This is a genomic window from Streptomyces sp. NPDC036764 (assembly GCF_055609385.1).
In genome coordinates, this window is the sequence record NZ_JBVJPT010000001.1 from 1,867,928 (window position 1) to 1,886,838 (window position 18,911).

Consider the following 18,911-nt stretch of genomic DNA (forward strand, 5'->3'; position numbering starts at 1 on the left):
CAAGGAGATTCACGCGATGTCCATCCCCACCCGCGCCGCCGTCGTCGAGTCGGGCGGAGCCCCGTTCACCCTTTCCGACGTGGAGCTCGACGAGCCCGGACCGCACGAGGCGATCGTCCGTATGGTCGCGACCGGCCTGTGCCACACCGACCTGGGCGTGGCGAGCGGAGCGCTGCCCTTCCCGCTGCCCGGCGTCCTCGGCCACGAAGGCGCGGGTGTCGTGGAGGCCGTCGGCCCCGCCGTGACCGGCGTCGCGCCGGGCGACCACGTCGTGCTGTCGTTCACCTCCTGCGGCGATTGCCGCGACTGCCGGGGCGGCCACCCGGCGTACTGCGCGACCTGGCTGCCGCTGAACCTCATCGGCGGCCGCCGGGCCGACGGCACCGGCACCATCAGCCGGTCCGGCGAGGAACTCGGCGGCCACTTCTTCGGCCAGTCCTCCTTCGCCGAGCGGGCGTTGGTGGACGAGCGCAGCCTGGTCAAGGTCGATCCGGAGGTGCCGCTCGCCTCGATCGCCCCGCTGGGCTGCGGAGTGCAGACTGGGGTCGGCGCGGTCTGGAACGTACTGAAGCCGGTCACCGGCAGCACGGTCGTCGTCCTCGGCGCCGGAGCGGTCGGCCTGTCCGCGGTCATGGCCGCCGCCCTGAGCCCCGCCACCAACATCGTCGCCGTCGACCGGGTCGGCGAACGTCTGTCGCTGGCAAAGGAGTTGGGCGCCACCCACACCGTCAACGCGGCCGAGGCCGACCTCGGCGAGGCGCTCGCCGACATCACCGGCGGCCGGGGCGCCGACGGCGTCGTGGAGACCACCGGCAACGTCGGTGTACTGCGCCAGGGCGTCGACGCACTCGCCGCCCGCGGCACCCTGGTCGTCGTCGGCGCCCCGCCGTTCGGCACCGAAGTCGCCCTGGACGTCAACGGGCTCCTCGGTGGCAAGCGGGTCGTCGGCCTCACCCTCGGCGACGCCGAGACGCAGACCTTCATCCCGGCCTTGGTCCGGCTGGTGAAGGAAGGGCGGCTCCCGCTGCACCGCCTGATCAGCACCTATCCGTTCTCGGACATCGACCAGGCGGTGCGGGACATGGGCGCGGGCAAGGCGATCAAGCCCGTGCTCACGTTCTGACGCGGTCGACCGTTCTGACGCGGTCGACCGCTCTGAACCGGTCGACCGTTCTGAACCGGTCGACCGTTCTGAACCGGTCGACCGTTCTGAACCGGTCTACCGTTCGGGCTCAGTCGACCGTACTGGCCCGGTCGACCGTTTCGGCTCAGTCGACCGTAAGGACCAGCTTCCCCGTCGTCCGGCCGGTGTCGCCCAGAGCGTGTGCCTCGGCGGCATCGGCCAGCGGGAAGGTCCCGGCGATCTCAGGGCGCAGCTTCCCCTGCTCGACCAGCTCCGCGATCGCCCGCATGCCGGCACGGTCGGCGTCCACGAGCATCCGCACGGCCCGCACCCCGAGCCGCTCGGCCTCCTGGCCGAACTCGTCCGACCCGACCGGCAGGATCGAGACGACGACGCCGCCCGGACGCAGCACGCGCAGCGAGCGCACCGAGGTCTCACCGCCCAGGGTGTCCAGGACGACGTCCACGTCCTTGACGGCCTCGGTGAACTCCGTCTCCCGGTAGTCGATCAGCTCGTCCGCGCCCAGGCCGCGCAGGAACTCGTGCTTGCCCGCGCTCGCCGTGCCGATCACATACGCGCCGCGCGCCTTGGCGATCTGCACGGCCACGTGGCCGACCCCGCCGGCCGCCGCGTGGATCAGCACCCGCTGCCCCGGCCGTACGTCGGCGTGCTCGGTCAGCGCCTGCCAGGCGGTGAGGGACACCAGCGGCAGCGCCCCCGCCTCCGTGTGGCCGATCGAGGACGGCTTGTGCGTGAGGGCCCGTACGGGGGCGATGACGTACTCGGCGTGCGAGCCGTGGCCGAACGGGTACGGCAGCATGCCGAAGACCTCGTCGCCGGGGCGGAAGGCGGCGACGCCGATGCCGACGGCCTCGACCACGCCGGAGACGTCCCAGCCCAGGACGAACGGCGGTTCACCCAGGAAGCCGCCGCTCTCGCGGTGCTTCCAGTCGGTCGGGTTGACGCCGGCGGCGCGGACCCGGACCAGTACCTCGTTCGGGCGCGGCGCCGGGCGCTCGATCTCCACTTCCTTCAGGACCTCGGGACCGCCGAGGACGTCCTGGCTGATGGCTCGCATCGTGTTCACAGTGCTCATGGTGGAACAGCCTGCCGGGGTCCGCCGCACTGGGAAATGGCACGATTGCCAACCTTCGATAGGATCGTGCCATGGATGGTGAGCGACAGGTGGAACGGGTCGTGGTGCTGGCCCTGGACGGCGTCTATCCCTTCGAGCTGGGCATCCCCAGCCGGATCTTCGGCGCCGCCGACGGCCGGTACGAGGTGCTGACGTGCAGCGTCGACGGCCGGCCGGTGCGCAGCAACGCCGACTTCACGATCGGTGTCGAGCACGGGCCGGAGATCCTCGCCACCGCCGACACCGTGGTGGTCGTCTCGGTCGGCGTCGCGTACATCCCCACGGAGCTGCCGCCCGAGGTCGTGGCCGCCCTCGCGCGGATCCGCCCGGACGCGCGCATCGTGTCGATCTGCACGGCCGCCTTCGTCCTCGCGGCGGCGGGCCTGCTGGACGGCCGGCGCGCGACCACGCACTGGCATGTGACCGACCTGTTCCGGCGCCGCTATCCGCAGGTCGACCTCGATCCGGACGTCCTGTTCGTCCACGACGGCCGCGTCCTCACCTCGGCCGGCGCCGCCTCCGGTGTCGACGTGTGCCTGCACATCGTGCGCACCGACCACGGCAGCGAGCTGGCCAACGCGGTCGCCCGGCGCTGCGTCGTGCCCCCCTTCCGGGACGGCGGGCAGGCCCAGTACATCGAGCAGCCCGTCCCGGAGAGCGGGGCCGCGAGCACCGCCGCCACCCGCGCCTGGGCCCTGGAACGCCTCGACGAGCCGCTCACCCTGACCGACCTCGCCGCCCACGCCCGGATGAGCCTGCGCACCTTCGCCCGCCGCTTCAACGACGAGGTCGGCCTCAGCCCCGGCCGCTGGCTGATCCAGCAACGCGTCGGCCGGGCCCGCCATCTGCTGGAGTCCAGCGACCTGCCGGTCGACCGGATCGCCATCGAGGTCGGCTTCGCCACCGGCGCCTCGCTGCGCCAGCACCTGCACGCCGCGATCGGGGTGTCACCGCAGGCGTACCGCCGCACGTTCCAGGCGGCCGGAGTCGGATAGCCGAGCGGTACGCGGGCTCAGGCCTCCTGAGCTGCGTACACTTGCGCGCCTCCGACGTAAGTCCGCGCGACCCGTGTCTCGGCGATCGCCTCCGTCGGTCCGTCGAACGGGTCGCGGTCCAGGACCACGAGATCGGCCAGCGCTCCGACGCGCACCTCGCCCGTGTCGTCGAGGTGGTTCGCATACGCCGAGCCCGCCGTGTACGCGGCGAGCGCCTCGGCGAGTCCGATCCGCTCGCCGGGCAGGAACACCGGCGTGCCGTCGCCGTCCGGCGTCACCCGGTTGACCGCCACATGGATGCCGTGCAGCGGATCGGGGCTGCTCACCGGCCAGTCGCTGCCCGCCGCGAGCCGAGCGCCGGAGCGCAGCAGGGCGCCGAACGGGTACTGCCACGCGGCCCGTTCGGGACCCAGGAAGGGAATCGTCAGCTCGTCCATCTGCGGCTCGTGCGCGGCCCACAGCGGCTGGATGTTCGCGATCGCCCCGAGCCGGGCGAAACGCGGCACGTCGACGGGCTGCACGACCTGGAGATGGGCCAGGTGAGGCCGCGTGTCGCTGGGCCCGTTGGCGCCGCGCGCGGCTTCGATCGCGTCCAGCGCGTCGCGCACGGCCCGGTCGCCCAGGGCATGGAAGTGGCACTGGAAACCGAGCGAGTCCAACTCGGTCACGTACTCGGGCAGTTGCTCCGGGTCGATGAAGCTGGTGCCCCGGTTGGCGGTGGCGCAGCCGCACTTGTCGAGATAGGGGTCCACCAGCGCGGCGGTGCCGGTCTCGGCGACGCCGTCCAGCATCAGCTTGACGCTGGTCGCCCTGAACCGGCCGTGACTCAACGCCTCGCGCCGCTCGACCAGTTCGGGAATCTGCTCAAAGCCGCGCTCGCGGTCCCACCACAGCGCGCCGACGACGCGCGCGGTGAGCGAGCCGTCCCGCGCCGCCTCGAGATACGCCTGTGCCGGGTCGTCCATGCCGAGGAAGTCCCCGACCAGAGCGTCCTGCCAGGCGGTGATGCCGAGCGCGTGCAGATGCCGCTGGGCGTGCAGCAGGGCCGCCACCCGATCGGCCTGTGTGGCGGGCGGGGTCAGCCGCCCCACGAGCTGCATCGCACCCTCCTGGAGGGTCCCGCTCGGCTCCCCCGAGGCGTCCCGGTCGATCCGCCCGTCGGCCGGGTCGGGAGTGTCGCGCGTGATCCCGGCGAGCGCGAGGGCGCGGCTGTTGACCCAGGCGCCGTGATGGTCACGGTTGGGCAGATACACCGGCCGGTCCGGCACCACCGCGTCCAGCAGTTCCTTCGTCGGCGTACCGCCCTCGAACGCCTCCATCGACCAGCCGCCGCCGCTGATCCACTCCCGCTCGGGGTGCGCGTCGGCGTAGGCGCGCACCGCCGCGAGGGTCTCGTCCGCCGTCCTGGTGCCCGTCAGATCGCACTGGGCGAGTTCCAGCCCGGCCGGCACCGGATGCACGTGCGCGTCCTGGAACCCGGGCAGCAGCAGCCGACCGGCGAGGTCCACCACCTCGGTCCGCGGTCCGGCGAGATCGTGCACCTCCTCCCGTCCTACGGCCGTGACGCGGTCGCCGGTGACGGCCACGGCGGTCGCGGTGCGGCCCTCGGGGGTGAGGACTGGGCCGCCGGTGAAGAGGAGATCTGCGTACATGTTCCTTTTCCTGGTCGGGGGTTATCGGGAGGTGGCGAGAAGCTGGGGCGCGTCGGCGTCGGTGCCCTTGCCGGTGCGGAAGTACGGCGACCTGCGCGCCCACCTGGCCCACGCGGCGGCCACGAAGCCGGACGTGATCATCGCCACGGGGGTGATGAGCAGGAACCACCCGTTGTCGGCGCTGACCTCGAAGTGGTCGGCGGAGGTGTAGAACGACCAGCCCAGATAGCCGCCGAGACCGAGCAGCGCGAACGCGCTCAGCGCGGGCAGGACCACCGCGCGCACCCCCTGCCACCAGTCCTCGCGCAGCAGGGCCCGGAACCGGACCGCGGCCGCAAGGGCGGTCAGCGCGTACGACAGGGCGACCACGATGCCCACGGCGCTCACCGTCGCCATGATCATGTCGGCGAGCCGCGGGATGACCAGTGCCAGCGCCGCGACGGCGGCCGCCAGCGTGCCGATCAGCACCGTGCCGGCCGCCGGAGTCCCGTACCGGGGGCTGACCTTGGACCACACCGGCCCGAGCGTACGGTCCCGGCTCATCGCGAACATCGCCCGGGCCGTCGGGATCACCCCGGCCTGGAGCGAGGCGACGGCCGAGAACATCAGCGCTATCAGCGGGAGCGCCGCCCACGGCTGGGAGGCCAGCCGCTCGCCGAAGAAGGCGAGGCCCTCGGGCCCGTGGCCGACCAACTCCTTCTCGGACAGCACACGTTGGAAGGCGACCGAGCCGAGCAGGAACAGCCCGAGCATGGTGAACAGGGTGATGACGCCGGCCCGGGACGCGTCGCGGGGCTCGCGCACCTCCTCGTTGACGCTGAACGCGGACTCGAAACCCCAGTAGCAGAACACCGACAGCAGCAGTCCCTGCGCGAGTGCGGTCGCCGACGGGATCGCGAACGGGTCGAACCAGCTCAGGCTGAAGTCGTGCGGGCCGGTGACGATGCCGTAGCCGCAAAAGCCCAGCAGGACGATGTACTCGAAGACCAGCAGTCCGGCCTGGAGCCGTGCGGCGGTGCGGATGCCGGTCACGGCGGTCAGCGTCACCGCCACCAGGACCACTATGCCGACCGACGTCGTCTGCGCGGTCGAACCGGGATCCAGCGCGAGGCCGGCCACCCGGTGCACCCCGGCGTCGCCCGCCAACTGGAGCAGGGCCGAGCCGGTGACCGCGGTGGTGTACGCGAGGAACGCCACCACGGCCACGATGTTCACCCAGCCGACCATGAAGCCCAGCCACGGGGTGAGCGAACGGCCCACCCACACATAGCCGTTGCCCGCGTTGGGCTCGACCTTGTTGAGCCGGGAGTAGGCGCCCGCGATGCCGAGGACCGGCAGGAACGCCAGCAGCATGATCGCCGGCAGGTGCAGGCCGACGACGCCCGCGGTGACCCCGAGGCCGATACCGATGCTGGTGGTCGCGGCCGTACTGGACGCGGCGATGGCGATGCCGTCCAGGACACCGAGGGACTTGCGCAGCTCGGGCCGCGCTGGAGGGTCGACGACGCTGGAGGGCTGCTGATCGGACATGGCCGGATCTCCGCTCGCATCGGGGGCCCGGTCGGCCCCGATGAGCGGACATGAAACTGAACGGGGGCTTAACAGGTCAACGGTGTTGTCGTAAGGTGCGGGGCACCGGTCCGAGGGAGGCAGTCCATGAGCGAACGCGTCGTCCCGCCCGGCGCCCGGCAGCGCAGGCGCCCCACCAAGCAGGGCGTGGTCCTGTCCGAGGGCCTGATCGTCGAGACGGCCCTGCGCCTCATCGAGGAGCACGGTGCCGACGCCCTGTCGGTGCGCCGCCTCGGCCGGGCCCTGGGCGCCGACCCCAGCTCGCTGTACCGGTACTTCCGGACCACCGACGACCTGATGCTCGCCATCGCCGACGAACTCATCGGCCGTACGCTGCGTACCTGGCGGCCCACCGGGGACTGGCGTGCCGACCTGCGGGACCTGGGCCTGCGCATGCACGCGGGTGCCCTGGCACACCCCCGCGCGGCGGTGCTCAGCTCCTACCGGGTGACCGGGCGGGTGTACGAGATCCAGGCCGTCGAGACCATCCTCGGAGTGCTGCGCCGCGCCGGCTTCCCCGACGTCGACGCGGTGCGGATCTACCACGTCTTCGTCGACCAGGCCCTCGCCCACGGCGCCCTCGACTCGGCGAGCGCGGCGATGCCGAAGGCCGCGCAGGACGCGGAGGCGGCGGTCTGGCGGGCGACGTACGCGCGGCTGCCCGCCGACACCCACCCGCACATCGCGGCCACGGCCCGGCATCTCGTGGCGGACATGGCGCGCAGCTCCTATCCGGCGGCCCTGGACCTGCTGCTCTGCGCCGCGGCGGGCCGGCTGACGGAAATCCGTTCCCGGTCCGCAGACCCGACGGACACACTGGAGCCGTCCGTCAAAACCGTTCCGTGAGGAGAGAGTTCGCCGATGACCCGGTCGTCCGCACGCCCCGCCGAGCAGCGCAAGCAGGACACCCTGCACCGTCTGGAGCACGACGAGGACGTGTGGGTCGCCACCGCCGACGCGGGCGGGGGAGTGCCGTTCCTCGTGCCTCTCTCCTTCCTCTGGGACGGCTCGACCCTGCTGCTGGCGACGCCCGCCACCAGTCCCACGGGACGGAACCTCAGGACGACCGGCAGAACGCGCCTGGGTATCGGCCCGACCCGCGACGTCGTCATGATCGAGGGCACGGTCGAGACGATCACGCAGGCCGAGCTGTCCGAGGAGGAGGGCGACCGCTTCGCGGCGAAGACCGGCTTCGATCCACGCCGGCTCAGCACGCCCTACCTGTACTTCCGCGTCCTGCCGACCCGGGTGCAGGCTTGGCGCGAGGCCGATGAGCTGGACGGGCGGGAGCTGATGCGGGACGGGAAGTGGCTGGTGGCGGACTGAAACGGCCTGACCTGGACACCCGTGGGGGACAGGGCGGCGGGGCAGGACCGTCCCGCGCCCAGGACCCCTGCGGAGGAACCATGCCAGTGGTGAAAGCGGGCTTCGTGGTGCTCGACTGCGCCGAGCCCGAGAAGCTCGCCGTCTTTTACACGGAACTCCTGGAAGGCGAGCAGACGGACGCGACCGCCAACCGCGTAGAGATCAGGGGCGCCGACGGCACCCGGCTCGCGTTCCGCCGCGACATGAACGCGACCCCGCCGAGCTGGCCACGCCCGGAGAACTCCTTCCAGGCCCATCTGGACTTCCTGGTGGAGGACCTGGACGAGGCCGAGCGCCGGATCGTCGGCCTGGGCGGCCGCCCCGTGGAAACGAAGGAGCCGGCGGGCCCGTACGAGGAACGCGGCTATTCCGACCCGTCCGGCCACTCCTTCACGCTCCGCCGGCTGTCCGCGACGGCACCGAAGCAGGGTTGAGTCTTCGGGGCGGCGGGCGCAGCGGCGCAGAGAGGCGGGCACCACGAGGGCGACCGGACCACGAGGGCGACCGGACCATGAGTCCGGTCGCCCGCGCGTCGCCAAGGTGGGCTCGGCGGCCCCGGTCTCCCGCGCCCCGGCAGAGTTGGCACCCAGAGATCGCCCGCGCCCTCGCAGGCCAGGCCTTTAGGCCGCCCCGCCGCCTGGTCTGGTGAGGACCGGCCCCGGATGGCCCCGGACCGGCCCGGCCCGCCCCGCCCCCGGCAGAGTCGACCGGAGTGCCGCCCGCCCGAAGCCCCAGGCGGGCGGTTTCTCAGTCGCGGCCGCCTTGGTCGGCGACCGGCCACACGCCCGTCGAGCGTTCGATCGCCTTCGCGCCCGTGCGGTCCGCCAGGCTCCGGGCCACCGCGAACAGGGCCCCCTGGACCGCGGCCGCGAGCAGGATCTCGCCCCAGCCGCGCTCCCGGTCCAGCGCGTCGGGGGCGTCCTCCTCGTGCCGGATCGCCATCCAGGTCTTGCGGAAGGCGACGCCCGCCAGCGCCCCGCTCGCCCACCCCAGGGCGAATCCCAGGGGTTTGTAGGCCAGGGGGAGTTTCAGCTTCTTCTGCTTGTTGTTCTTCTTCGCCATGCGCGCCTGCGCCTCCTTCGTCGATCAGGGCCGCCCGCCCGCCGGGACCCGCTCGGCCTCGGGCACCGGCCCGGGCGGAGTCCCGTCGCCGAACGGCCTGCCGCCCAGCTCCTCGCGGTGGTGCGGCGTCAGCCAGCCCGTCAGTTCCGGCCCGAGAGGCACGATTCCGGTCGGGTTGATGCCGCTGTGCACCTGGTAGTAGTGCCGTTTGATGTGGTCGAAGTCGACGGTGTCACCGAATCCCGGCGTCTGGTAGAGGTCGCGGACGTACGCCCACAGGACCGGGTTCTCCGTCAACTTCCAGCGGTTGCACTTGAAGTGGCCGTGATAAACGGCGTCGAAGCGCACCAGCGTGGTGAACAGCCGGATGTCCGCCTCGGTGATGGTGTCGCCGACCAGATAGCGCTGCCCGGCCAGCTTCTCCGCCAGCAGCTCCAGCCGCTGGAAGAGCCGAGCGTAGGCGTCCTCGTACTGTGCCTGACCGGTGGCGAAGCCCGCCCGGTACACACCGTTGTTGACGTCCGCGTAGACGTCGGCCATCACGGCGTCGATCTCGTCCCGCAGCGGCTTCGGGTACAGGTCGGGCGCACCCTCGCGATGCAACGCCGTCCACTCGGTGGCGAGGTCGAGGGTGATCCGCTGGTAGTCGTTGGTGACGAGCCGGCCGCTGGACACGTCCACGATCGCGGGGACGCTGACGCCCCCGGGATAGCCGGTCTCCCGCCGGTCGTACGCCTCGCTGAGGAAGCGGATGCCGAGCACCGGGTCGCGCTCCCCGGGGTCCAGCGTGAAGCGCCAGCTCCGGTCGTCCTGGATCGGATCGGCGATCGCCAGCGACAGGGCGTCCTCCAGACCGAGCAGCCGCCGCGACACCAGGGATCGGCTCGCCCACGGACAGGCACGGCTGACCACCAGACGGTAGCGGCCCGCCTCCACGGGCCAGCCGTCCCGCCCGTCCGCCGTGATCCGGTCCGTGAAGTGGGCCCTGGACCGCTGGAACGGCTTCCTCCCGTACGCGGTGTTGCCCCGGCCGCTCATGCCGGCGCTCCTCTCTGCCGTATGCCTGACCGTCCGGCGTACGCCTTTCACGGACGCCGCTGTACCGCAGTACCCCGAACTCCCTGGTCCCACCGAGTCCCCCGTTTCCCGCCGACGGCACTGCGTGAAGCCGATCGATCTGGGGATTCGGTGTGGGATGAGCAGCACGACCGAGGCACCGAAGACGGACCGCCGGACGCGGGTCACCGTGCTGGTGGCGCTCACCGCCAACCTCGTCATCGCCGTCGCGAAGGCCGTCGGCGGGATCTTCGCCCACTCGCCGGCCCTGCTGTCGGAGGCGGCGCACTCCGTGGCGGACAGCCTGAACGAGGTCTTCCTGCTGGCCGCGCTGCGCCGCAGCCGCCGCCCCGCCGACGCCCGCCATCCCTTCGGCTACGGCAAGGAGCGCTTCTTCTGGTCGCTGCTCGCGGCCGTCGGCATCTTCGTGATGGGCGGCTGCTTCTCATTCTTCCAGGGCTTCGAGGCGCTGCGCGGCGGAGGCGAGGAGCAGTTCGACGGCTATGTGGTGGGCATGATCGTGCTGGGGGTCGCGTTCGTCGCCGAGGGGCTGTCGCTGCTGCGGGCGCTGCACCAGGTGCGCCGGCAGGGCGGCCTCGCGAGCGGCCTGCGTGACCCGGCCCTGCGCACGGTCGTCGCCGAGGACGCCACGGCGGTGCTCGGCGTGACGCTCGCCTTCGCGGGCATGGCGCTGCACATGATCACGGGGCAGGTGGTGTGGGAGGCGTCCGCCTCGCTCGCGATCGGCGCGCTGCTCGTGTACGTCGCCTTCCGGCTGGGCCGCGACGCCCGCGACCAGCTCATCGGGGAGGCCGCCGACCCCGAGGCCGACGCCAAGATCCGCGCGCTGCTGGCGGCGCAGCCGGAGATCGACAGCGTGGAGGCGCTGTTCACCATGAAGACGGGCCTGGACACGGCTCTGGTGGCGGCCCGCGTCGATCTGGTGCCCGGGCTCGACAGCGAACAGGTCGAGGAGGTCGCCGTCCGCATCAAGCGCTCCATCGGCGAGGCGGTGGCCGAGGCGGACCAGATCTTCCTCGACATCACCGAACGCTCCGCCCGGGAGGCATACGGAAGCCCCGCCGCGACGGGGGAGCGCGGCGGGGCCTGACGCACGTGTGCCCGACGAATGCGGGTTCATGCCTCCCGGTGGAAAAAAATCTAGGGAGCCCGGATCAGTCCTCGTCGAAGGGTTCCAGCACGAACAGCGGGATCACCCGGTCCGTCTTCTCCTGGTACTCCGCGTAGGGCGGGTACGCCGCGACGGCCCGCTCCCACCACTCGGCCTTCTCCGCGCCGGTGACCTCGCGGGCCTTCATGTCCCACAGCTCCGTGCCGTCCCTGAGCTCGACGTGGGGATCGGCCTTGACGTTGTGGTACCAGACCGGGTGCTTGGGCGCCCCGCCCAGCGAGGCCACGGCGGCGTAGCGGCCGTCGTGCTCGACGCGCATCAGGGGCGTCTTGCGGATCTTGCCGCTCTTGGCGCCCCGGGTGGAGAGCAGGATCACGGGCATCCCCGTGTTCATGAGGGTCGTGCCCTGCGTGCCGCCGGAGCTCTCGTACAACTCGACCTGCTTGCGGACCCAATCGGTCGGGCTGGGCTCGTACTCGCCCTCAAGAGGCATGACATCGGTCCCATCGTCGTGTCCTGTGCTGACTGACACCGTTCTTCAACACCGGCCGGTGCGTGATTCATCCTGCCGGTCCTACAGCGGCATTCTCACAGCGAGCAGCAGGATCACGCCGCTCGACACCAGCGCCGTCACCAAACGCCCCCGACGCCCCGTCAGCAGCCGTCCCAGCAGCGCCCCGCCGCCGGCGAGCAGGAGCTGCCAGCTCGCCGACGCGGCGAAGGCGGCCAGGACGAACACGCCCTGTTCCAGGGCAGAGACGCCATCCGTCGTGCGAGTGCCGAGGACCAGGGCCGCGAAGTAGATCACGGTGGTCGGGTTGAGCAGGGTGATGCCGAGCAGCGCCAGATAGGCGCGCGCCGGGCTCGGGGGAGGAGGAGTGGAGCGGGTGGCGAGCCGGCGGCCGCGGTAGTGACGTACGGCGGTGACCGCGCCCCGTATCGCGAGGACCGCCAGCACCAGGGCGGAGGCCCAGCGCAGCGGCACCAGCACCGGACGCAGTGCACCGGCCGGCGCCGAGCCTCCGAGGGTGGCCACGAGCGCGTAGAGCCCGTCGGCGGTCGCGACGCCGAGTGCGGCGCAGACCCCGGTCCGCAGGGACGTACGGGCGGTGAGGGAGACGAGATAGGTCGCGACCGCGCCGACCGGGACGGCGATGCCGTAGCCCGCGATCAGCCCCGCGACGAGCGCGGCGGTCACGACGTGGGAAGCGAGGGCCTCCACGGCCGGCCGGGCTGCTGCTGGGACCGCACCGGACGAGCGGCGGCGGTCAGCGGCAGGAAGGCGAGGATCGTAGGCATGGCCGGATTCTGGGGGTGGCGGCGGCCCCCGAACAAGCGAATTTCGCGGGCAGGCCACGCGGCACGGGTCCGACGGCCGCGGGACCGAAGCTCTGAGCGACGATCCCCGGCCAGATTGCCCGCGATCCCGATCTGGCCGAACTTTGCGTCGCCAGGTAGATGCCCCAGGCATCTAATGAAGATCGGCACGACGCACTCTTCGGCTGCGAGGTCTTCCATGACGGACATGACGGAACCCCACACCGTCGCCTTCCCCCAGAACCGCACCTGCCCCTACCACCCGCCCACGGCCTACGACCCCTTGCGCGACACGCGCCCCCTGGCCCGCATCACCCTCTACGACGGCCGCCCGGCCTGGCTGGTCACCGGACACGCCCTCGCCCGCACCCTGCTCGCCGACCCGCGGCTGTCCTCCGACCGCACGCGATCCGGCTTCCCCGCGCCCACGGAACGGTTCGCGGCGGTGCGCGACCGTAAGTCCGCCCTGCTGGGCGTCGACGATCCCGAACACCGGGTCCAGCGGCGGATGATGGTTCCCAGCTTCACGCTGCGGCGCGCCGCCGAGCTGCGCCCGCAGATCCAGCGGATCGTGGACGAACGGCTCGACGCGATGATCGCCCAAGGGCCGCCCGCCGATCTGGTGACCGCCTTCGCGCTGCCGGTGCCCTCGATGGTCATCTGCGCCCTGCTGGGCGTGCCCTACGGCGACCACGAGTTCTTCGAGGGGCAGTCACGACGCCTGCTGCGCGGTCCCGAGGCCGCCGACACGATGGACGCCCGCGACCGGCTGGAGGCGTATTTCATCGAGCTGATCGACCGCAAGCAGAAAGAGTCCGAGCCCGGTGACGGCGTCCTCGACGAACTCGTCCACCAGCAGTTGCGCGACGGCGAGCTGGACCGCGAGGAGCTCGTCGCCCTCGCGACCATTCTGCTGGTCGCCGGCCACGAGACGACGGCCAACATGATCTCACTGGGCACCTTCACCCTGCTCCAACACCCCGAAGCGCTGGCCGAGTTGCGCGCCGATGCCGGGTTGCTGCCCGCGGCGGTCGAGGAACTCATGCGGATGCTGTCGATCGCCGACGGGCTGCTGCGCGTCGCCGTCGAGGACATCGAGGCGGGCGACGAGACGATCCGGGCGGGCGACGGCGTCGTCTTCTCCACCTCGGTCATCAACCGCGACGAGGCCGTCTACTCCGACCCCGACGCCCTGGACTGGCACCGCCCCACCCGCCACCACGTCGCCTTCGGGTTCGGCGTCCACCAGTGCCTCGGCCAGAACCTGGCCCGCGCAGAGATGGAGATCGCCCTGCGCACCCTCTTCGAGCGCCTGCCGACCCTGCGGCTTGCCGTCCCCGGGGAGGAAATCCCCTTCAAACCCGGCGACACGATCCAGGGGATGCTGGAACTCCCCGTGACCTGGTAAGAGGCTCCGGTCATGCACAACGAAAAGCACGAATCAGGCCATATCCACATCGACATCGATCACGACGTCTGCGTCGGCGCCGGTCAGTGCGCCCTGGCCGCCCCGTCCGTGTTCACCCAGGACGACGACGGCTTCAGCGCCCTGCTTCCCGGCCGGGAGGACGGCGGCGGCGACCCGATGGTGCGGGAGGCCGCCCGGGCCTGCCCGGTCAGCGCCATCACCGTGTCCGAAGAGGGGAGTTGACGGCGATCAACCGCGCCTGACGCCGGCGTCCGTGGGCGGGCCCGCACCTGGGCCCGCCCATCGGCGAGAGCTCGCCCGGCCTCCCCTGTTCCGCCGACCGCCGGCAGGGCCTGCCCGCTGAGTCGGCCGACCGGAGCACCCGCCCGGTCAGCGAGCCGCGGCCACCAGTGACCGTGCCGCCTCCCGCGCCTCGGCCGCCGGTCGCGTGCCGCCCGTTATCCCCGCTGTGACCATCGCGCCCTCGGCCAGCAGATAGAGGGGCCCGGTAAGTGCGTCGGGCAGTCCGGCGCCGGCCACCAGCGCGGCGAGGTAGTCGCGGAACGCCCGCTTGTGCGCCCGGACCTGGTCCGCCACCCGTTCCGAGCGGGCGCCGAGCTCGCCGTAGGAGTTGATCCAGGCGCACCCGCGGAAGTCCTCCTCGGCGAACCACTCCTCCAGCCAGTCGAAGACCGCGAGGATCCGCCGCTCGGGGTCCGGCTGCCGCTCCGCGTAGGCGGCGAGCCCACCGCGCCAGCGCACGTCGCGCCGCTCCAGATACGCCTCGACCAACTGCTCCTTCGCCGGGAAGAGCTGATAGAGCCGCTTGAGCGAGACCCCGGACGCGCCCCGGATGTCGTCCATGCCGACGGACTGGATGCCACGCCCGTAGAACAGCCTCTCCGCTGCGTCCAGTGCCTGATCCCGGGCGGTTGCGCTGTCCATGTACGACCTCTCCTTGACGCGAGAACGTGCGTTCTCCTACGGTAGCAGCCAACCGGAGAACGCACGTTCTCCCGTTCGCTCACCGTCGATACGGCCCGGAGGAAGACATGACCGACCGCCCGCCCCTGCCCCCCTTCACCCACGAGAGCGCCGTGCGGAAGGTGCAGGCCGCCGAGGACGCCTGGAACACCCGCGACCCGCACAAGGTGTCGCTCGCCTACTCACCGGACTCGGTGTGGCGCAACCGCGACACCTTCGTCACCGGCCGAGCCGAGATCGTCGAGCTCCTCACCGCGAAGTGGGCGCGCGAGCAGGAGTACGCGCTGCGCAAGGACCTGTGGGCCTTCGACGGCAACCGCATCGCGGTGCGCTTCCAGTACGAGTGCCGGGATGCCGACGGCCAGTGGTGGCGGTCGTACGGCAACGAGCTGTGGGAGTTCGACGAGCACGGCCTGATGACCCGCCGCGAGGCGAGCATCAACGACGTGCCGATCGAGGAGAAGGAGCGCCGCATCCTCGGCCCGCGGCCGGAGAACGAGCGCGGGCTGACCTTCCCCGTGCGCTAGGGCTGTTGAGTAGGGTTCCCGGGTGACCGAACAGGCCCGGAAACCCTTCCTCTACGTCGTCGTCTGCGCCGCCGGGATCGCCGTGGACGTCAGCAAACTGATCAGCGCCGCGCAGGAGCGGGACTGGGAGGTCGGGGTCATCGCGACGCCGGTCGCCATGAACGGCTTCTTCGACACCGCCGCCGTTCAGGCCCTGACCGGCCGCCCGATCCGCTCGGCGTGGCGCACCCCCGCCGATCCGCGTCCCTTCCCGCCGCCGGACGCCGTCGTCGTCGCCCCGGCCACCTTCAACACGATCAACAAGTGGGCCGCCGGCATCTCCGACACCCTCGCGCTCGGCACCCTGTGCGAGGCGTACGGTCTCGGCGTCCCGATCGCCGTCCTGCCCTGTGTCGCCGACGCGCTCGCCGCCCACCCCGCCTACGGCGACAGCCTGATACGGCTGCGCGGGATGGGCGTGCTCTTCGGGGACCCGTACACCGGCGAGGCGGGGAAGGACGGCAGACGGCCGGAGTTCGGCTGGGAGCGGGCGCTCGACCTGGTGGAGCGCGGGCGGGCAGCCGCCGGTTGACGAGAACCGGTGGGGCCCGGGGCAGGGAACCGGTCTGGAGCGCGCACGACGACGTACGCTCCCCTGGTACCCCACCCCGAAGGCAGGAGCAGCAACGATGCAGTACGTGAAGCTCGGTTCGACGGGCCTGGACGTGTCGCGGATCTGTCTGGGTTGCATGACCTACGGGCTCCCCGACCGCGGCACGCACGAGTGGACCCTCGACGAGGAGGCGTCGCGGCCGCTGATCCGCCAGGCGCTGGACGCCGGGATCAACTTCTTCGACACCGCCAATGTCTACTCCGACGGCACCAGCGAGGAGATCGTGGGCAAGGCGCTGCGGGACTTCGCGAGCCGGGACGAGATCGTGCTCGCGACGAAGGTCAACGGCCGTATGCGGCCGGGCCCCAACGGTGCCGGGCTCTCACGCAAGGCGATCATGACGGAGATCGACCACAGCCTCGCCCGCCTCGGCACCGACTACGTCGACCTGTACCAGATCCACCGCTTCGACCCGCACACCCCGGTCGAGGAGACGATGGAGGCGCTGCACGACCTGGTGAAGGCGGGCAAGGTGCGCTACATCGGGGCGAGTTCGATGTACGCCTGGCAGTTCTCCAAGATGCAGTACACCGCCGAGCGGCACGGCTGGACCAAGTTCGTCTCGATGCAGAACTACTACAACCTCCTCTACCGCGAGGAAGAGCGCGAGATGCTGCCGCTGTGCTCGGACCAGGGCGTGGGCATCCTGCCGTGGAGCCCGCTGGCCCGCGGCAGGCTCACCCGGGACTGGGGCACGGTCACCGACCGCAGCGCCAATGACAACTTCGGCAGCCGCCTGTACGTCGACAGCGACCGGGTCGTCGTCGAGTCCGTCACCCGCGTCGCGAACGAACGCGGTGTGCCGCGCGCCCAGGTCGCTCTCGCCTGGCTGCTGCACCAGGACACGGTGACCGCCCCGATCATCGGCGCCGGCCGGCCGCAGCACATCGAGGACGCGGCGGCGGCCGTCGAACTGGAGCTGAGCGAGAAGGAGTTGGAGGAACTGGAGCGGTCCTACGCTCCCCATCCGGTCATCGGTCACTGAAGCACTAGTGAGGCCCCCGCGGCGCGAATTCGCTGCCGCACGGGCCCGCCCCCTCGCTCTCGGCCAACGGCACAGGGTCGCCGCTCATCGAGACCGTCCGGTAGTACGCCCCGATCCGCTCGGCCGAACGCCCCACGTAGTGACCGATGAACGACCGGCGGAAGCGGTCCTGCGTACGGTTGGGCTGCGACCCGTGCACCAGACTGCCGTTGAAGAACAGCACGTCTCCCGACCGCATGTCGACGGGCACCGCCTCAAGGCCGGGAGGCGGTGCGACGTACTCCCGCGCGAAGGACACCTCGACGTCCGCGAGCTCCGGGCAGAACAGGTCCATCGCATGCGTGCCGGGGACGACCTCCAGACCGCCGTTGTCCCGGTCGATCACATCGCAGGCGATCCACGCCGCCACGCACGTGCCCGGCTCGACCCGCAGATAGAAGTTGTCCTGGTGCAGCGCCTGTCCCCGGGCTCCCGGCGGCTTGAAGTAGAACATGCTCTGCGCGGCCAGCACCTCCTCCCCGAGCAGCACCTCCAGCACGCCGCGCAGCCGGGCGTCGAGCAGTACCCGCAGCGACAGTTCGTCGATCTCGTGCGGCTGCATCACCCGCGGATACACCCGCAGCGGATCGCCCTGCTCCGGCCGCGGCTCGAAGTGCCCGGCCACCGGCCCGGCCGCGTGCAGCGCCGCGAACCGCTCGCACAGCCGGTCGATCTCGTCGTACTCGAACAGCCCGCGTACGACGGTGAAACCCTCCTCCCCGAACTGGCGGAGCCCGCCCTCGGGCAGGATGGGAGCGCCGTCGGCGCCGATGTCCGTGGCTGTCATGCGTCCACTCCTGACTCGGGTGTCCTGTGCCTGTCACGCTAGGCCGAGGCACGTTCCAGGAGGATGACCGTGAGCGCTGACGGATTGCCCGAGACTGCTGCCGAGCCCGGCGCTCCCGCCCCGCCGCCCGGCCTGGTCGTGGTCGGGCACTTCGACCAACTGCCCGGGTACCGGGTCGAGCGGCCGCGCGGCGCGGACACCTGGCTGTTCACCTGGACCACCGGCGGCCGGGGCCGACTGCGGCACGGCAGCGCCGAGGCGCGGGCCGGGGCGGGAGACCTGGTCGTGCTCGCGCCAGGTGTGCCGCACGGCTACGGGGTCGAACCGGGCGCGCCCCACTGGGAGTTCTGGTGGGCACACTGCCAGGCCCGTCCCACCTGGCGGTCGTGGCTGCGCCCGTACGACGCCGGCCAGGGGCTGTACGTCGTCACGCCGACGCCGGACGCGGTGCACGGCCGTGTCGAGGCGGCGTTCCGGCGGATGCTCGCGGACGCCCGCTGGACCGGCACGGATGCGCCGCCCGTACCGGCGGCGGGGGAAGAGCCGGTCGCCGTGGCCCATGGCGCCGCTGCCCGCGAACTCGCCCTGTGCTCGCTGGAGGAGGCCGTCCTGCTCACCGCAGGCACCGCGCGGACGGCACCGGTCCACCCCGGAGTCGACCCCCGGGTGGGTCGTGCGCAGGCGCTCATCGACGCCGACCCGGCCGCCCCGCACACCGTCCGCTCGCTCGCGGAACACGTCGCGCTCTCGCCCTCGCGATTCGCCCACCTCTTCACCGGGCAGCTCGGCCAGTCGCCGATGCGCGCTTTGCGCGCGGCACGACTGCGTCACGCCGCCCGGCTGCTGGAGAGCACCGGCCTGTCCGTGGACCGTGTGGCGGCCGCTTCGGGGTTCGCCAGTCCCTATCACTTCAACCGGGCGTTCCGGGAGCGGTACGGCAGGCCGCCGGGCGCGTACCGGTCGGGTGGTCCAATGGTTGGCATCTGACTTGTGAAGGCCTGGTGAAGGCGAGTGCGCCCGCATGACCAGGCATGAAAGTCACGCAGTGGCTGTTCAATGGTTTGTGCCGGGGCTCGGGTCGCGATGAGTGAATACCGTTTCCAATTGTCCCCGTCGCTATTTC

At 71.7% G+C, this 18,911-nt stretch carries 21 protein-coding genes; 12 read left to right on the forward strand and 9 right to left on the reverse strand.

All coding sequences use genetic code 11. The features are described 5' to 3' along the window. The first annotated feature begins 16 nt into the window (after positions 1-16). Entirely contained in the window at positions 17-1,123 is a 1,107-nt protein-coding gene (locus ACZ69Q_RS07420) for an NAD(P)-dependent alcohol dehydrogenase (RefSeq protein WP_471037830.1), read from the forward strand. A gap of 145 nt (positions 1,124-1,268) precedes the next feature. On the opposite strand, the gene ACZ69Q_RS07425 is transcribed toward ACZ69Q_RS07420, so the two are convergent. Then, on the reverse strand, positions 1,269-2,219 hold the full coding sequence (locus ACZ69Q_RS07425; protein ID WP_471037837.1) for an NADP-dependent oxidoreductase: 951 nt from the start codon (positions 2,217-2,219) through the stop codon (positions 1,269-1,271). 71 nt (positions 2,220-2,290) lie between these two features. On the opposite strand from ACZ69Q_RS07425, the gene ACZ69Q_RS07430 reads away from it, so the two are divergent. Further along, on the forward strand, positions 2,291-3,253 hold the full coding sequence (locus tag ACZ69Q_RS07430) for a GlxA family transcriptional regulator (RefSeq protein WP_471037842.1): 963 nt from the start codon (positions 2,291-2,293) through the stop codon (positions 3,251-3,253). A 17-nt stretch (positions 3,254-3,270) separates the two neighbouring features. On the opposite strand, the gene ACZ69Q_RS07435 is transcribed toward ACZ69Q_RS07430, so the two are convergent. Continuing rightward, a complete protein-coding gene (locus tag ACZ69Q_RS07435) occupies positions 3,271-4,905 on the reverse strand; it encodes an amidohydrolase (RefSeq protein ID WP_471037845.1) in 1,635 nt (544 codons plus the stop codon). A 21-nt stretch (positions 4,906-4,926) separates the two neighbouring features. Next, positions 4,927-6,435 carry an APC family permease gene (locus ACZ69Q_RS07440; RefSeq protein WP_471037849.1) on the reverse strand — a complete coding sequence of 503 codons (1,509 nt, stop codon included), beginning with the start codon at positions 6,433-6,435 and terminating at the stop codon, positions 4,927-4,929. Positions 6,436-6,561: 126 nt separating this feature from the next. On the opposite strand from ACZ69Q_RS07440, the gene ACZ69Q_RS07445 reads away from it, so the two are divergent. The 3 genes from ACZ69Q_RS07445 to ACZ69Q_RS07455 all read left to right on the forward strand — a co-directional run bounded on the left by ACZ69Q_RS07445 (position 6,562) and on the right by ACZ69Q_RS07455 (position 8,273). Next, entirely contained in the window at positions 6,562-7,320 is a 759-nt protein-coding gene (locus ACZ69Q_RS07445) for a TetR/AcrR family transcriptional regulator (RefSeq protein WP_471037852.1), read from the forward strand. Between the two features lie 15 nt (positions 7,321-7,335). After that, positions 7,336-7,800 carry a pyridoxamine 5'-phosphate oxidase family protein gene (locus tag ACZ69Q_RS07450; RefSeq protein WP_471037856.1) on the forward strand — a complete coding sequence of 155 codons (465 nt, stop codon included), beginning with the start codon at positions 7,336-7,338 and terminating at the stop codon, positions 7,798-7,800. 80 nt (positions 7,801-7,880) lie between these two features. Beyond that, positions 7,881-8,273, forward strand: coding sequence for a VOC family protein (locus ACZ69Q_RS07455; protein ID WP_471037859.1), 393 nt, complete (start codon positions 7,881-7,883; stop codon positions 8,271-8,273). Positions 8,274-8,586: 313 nt separating this feature from the next. On the opposite strand, the gene ACZ69Q_RS07460 is transcribed toward ACZ69Q_RS07455, so the two are convergent. Both ACZ69Q_RS07460 and ACZ69Q_RS07465 read right to left on the reverse strand, forming a co-directional pair. Then, positions 8,587-8,901 (reverse strand): DUF4235 domain-containing protein, encoded by a 315-nt coding sequence (locus tag ACZ69Q_RS07460; RefSeq protein ID WP_471037864.1) that lies wholly within the window; start codon positions 8,899-8,901, stop codon positions 8,587-8,589. 24 nt (positions 8,902-8,925) lie between these two features. After that, positions 8,926-9,939, reverse strand: a complete 1,014-nt coding sequence (locus ACZ69Q_RS07465) for a glutathione S-transferase family protein (protein WP_471037871.1) — start codon at positions 9,937-9,939, stop codon at positions 8,926-8,928. A gap of 157 nt (positions 9,940-10,096) precedes the next feature. On the opposite strand from ACZ69Q_RS07465, the gene ACZ69Q_RS07470 reads away from it, so the two are divergent. Further along, positions 10,097-11,068, forward strand: a complete 972-nt coding sequence (locus ACZ69Q_RS07470) for a cation diffusion facilitator family transporter (RefSeq protein ID WP_471037876.1) — start codon at positions 10,097-10,099, stop codon at positions 11,066-11,068. A 64-nt stretch (positions 11,069-11,132) separates the two neighbouring features. Here the strand turns inward: ACZ69Q_RS07470 and ACZ69Q_RS07475 are convergent, their stop codons facing one another. Beyond that, positions 11,133-11,582 (reverse strand): nitroreductase family deazaflavin-dependent oxidoreductase, encoded by a 450-nt coding sequence (locus ACZ69Q_RS07475; protein ID WP_471037881.1) that lies wholly within the window; start codon positions 11,580-11,582, stop codon positions 11,133-11,135. An 81-nt stretch (positions 11,583-11,663) separates the two neighbouring features. Next, positions 11,664-12,287, reverse strand: coding sequence for a LysE family transporter (locus ACZ69Q_RS07480; protein ID WP_471037885.1), 624 nt, complete (start codon positions 12,285-12,287; stop codon positions 11,664-11,666). 318 nt (positions 12,288-12,605) lie between these two features. Here ACZ69Q_RS07480 and ACZ69Q_RS07485 point away from each other — a divergent pair, with 318 nt between their 5' ends. Beyond that, positions 12,606-13,814 (forward strand): cytochrome P450, encoded by a 1,209-nt coding sequence (locus tag ACZ69Q_RS07485; RefSeq protein WP_471037888.1) that lies wholly within the window; start codon positions 12,606-12,608, stop codon positions 13,812-13,814. A gap of 42 nt (positions 13,815-13,856) precedes the next feature. Next, the gene (locus ACZ69Q_RS07490; protein WP_471040129.1) at positions 13,857-14,057 is read left to right on the forward strand and encodes a ferredoxin; all 201 of its coding nucleotides are present in this window, start codon (positions 13,857-13,859) and stop codon (positions 14,055-14,057) included. A 147-nt stretch (positions 14,058-14,204) separates the two neighbouring features. On the opposite strand, the gene ACZ69Q_RS07495 is transcribed toward ACZ69Q_RS07490, so the two are convergent. Then, positions 14,205-14,759: a TetR/AcrR family transcriptional regulator gene (locus ACZ69Q_RS07495; protein ID WP_471037892.1), complete on the reverse strand. Its 555-nt coding sequence runs from the start codon at positions 14,757-14,759 to the stop codon at positions 14,205-14,207. 107 nt (positions 14,760-14,866) lie between these two features. On the opposite strand from ACZ69Q_RS07495, the gene ACZ69Q_RS07500 reads away from it, so the two are divergent. From ACZ69Q_RS07500 to ACZ69Q_RS07510, 3 genes are all read left to right on the forward strand, one after another. Further along, positions 14,867-15,325, forward strand: a complete 459-nt coding sequence (locus tag ACZ69Q_RS07500; protein ID WP_471037894.1) for a nuclear transport factor 2 family protein — start codon at positions 14,867-14,869, stop codon at positions 15,323-15,325. Between the two features lie 22 nt (positions 15,326-15,347). After that, a complete protein-coding gene (locus tag ACZ69Q_RS07505; RefSeq protein WP_471037896.1) occupies positions 15,348-15,896 on the forward strand; it encodes a flavoprotein in 549 nt (182 codons plus the stop codon). Between the two features lie 97 nt (positions 15,897-15,993). Beyond that, entirely contained in the window at positions 15,994-16,962 is a 969-nt protein-coding gene (locus ACZ69Q_RS07510) for an aldo/keto reductase (protein ID WP_471037898.1), read from the forward strand. A gap of 4 nt (positions 16,963-16,966) precedes the next feature. Here the strand turns inward: ACZ69Q_RS07510 and ACZ69Q_RS07515 are convergent, their stop codons facing one another. Beyond that, positions 16,967-17,788: a phytanoyl-CoA dioxygenase family protein gene (locus ACZ69Q_RS07515; protein WP_471037899.1), complete on the reverse strand. Its 822-nt coding sequence runs from the start codon at positions 17,786-17,788 to the stop codon at positions 16,967-16,969. A gap of 63 nt (positions 17,789-17,851) precedes the next feature. Between ACZ69Q_RS07515 and ACZ69Q_RS07520 the strand changes: the two genes are divergently transcribed. Beyond that, a complete protein-coding gene (locus tag ACZ69Q_RS07520; RefSeq protein WP_471037902.1) occupies positions 17,852-18,775 on the forward strand; it encodes a helix-turn-helix domain-containing protein in 924 nt (307 codons plus the stop codon). The last annotated feature ends 136 nt before the right edge of the window (positions 18,776-18,911 follow it).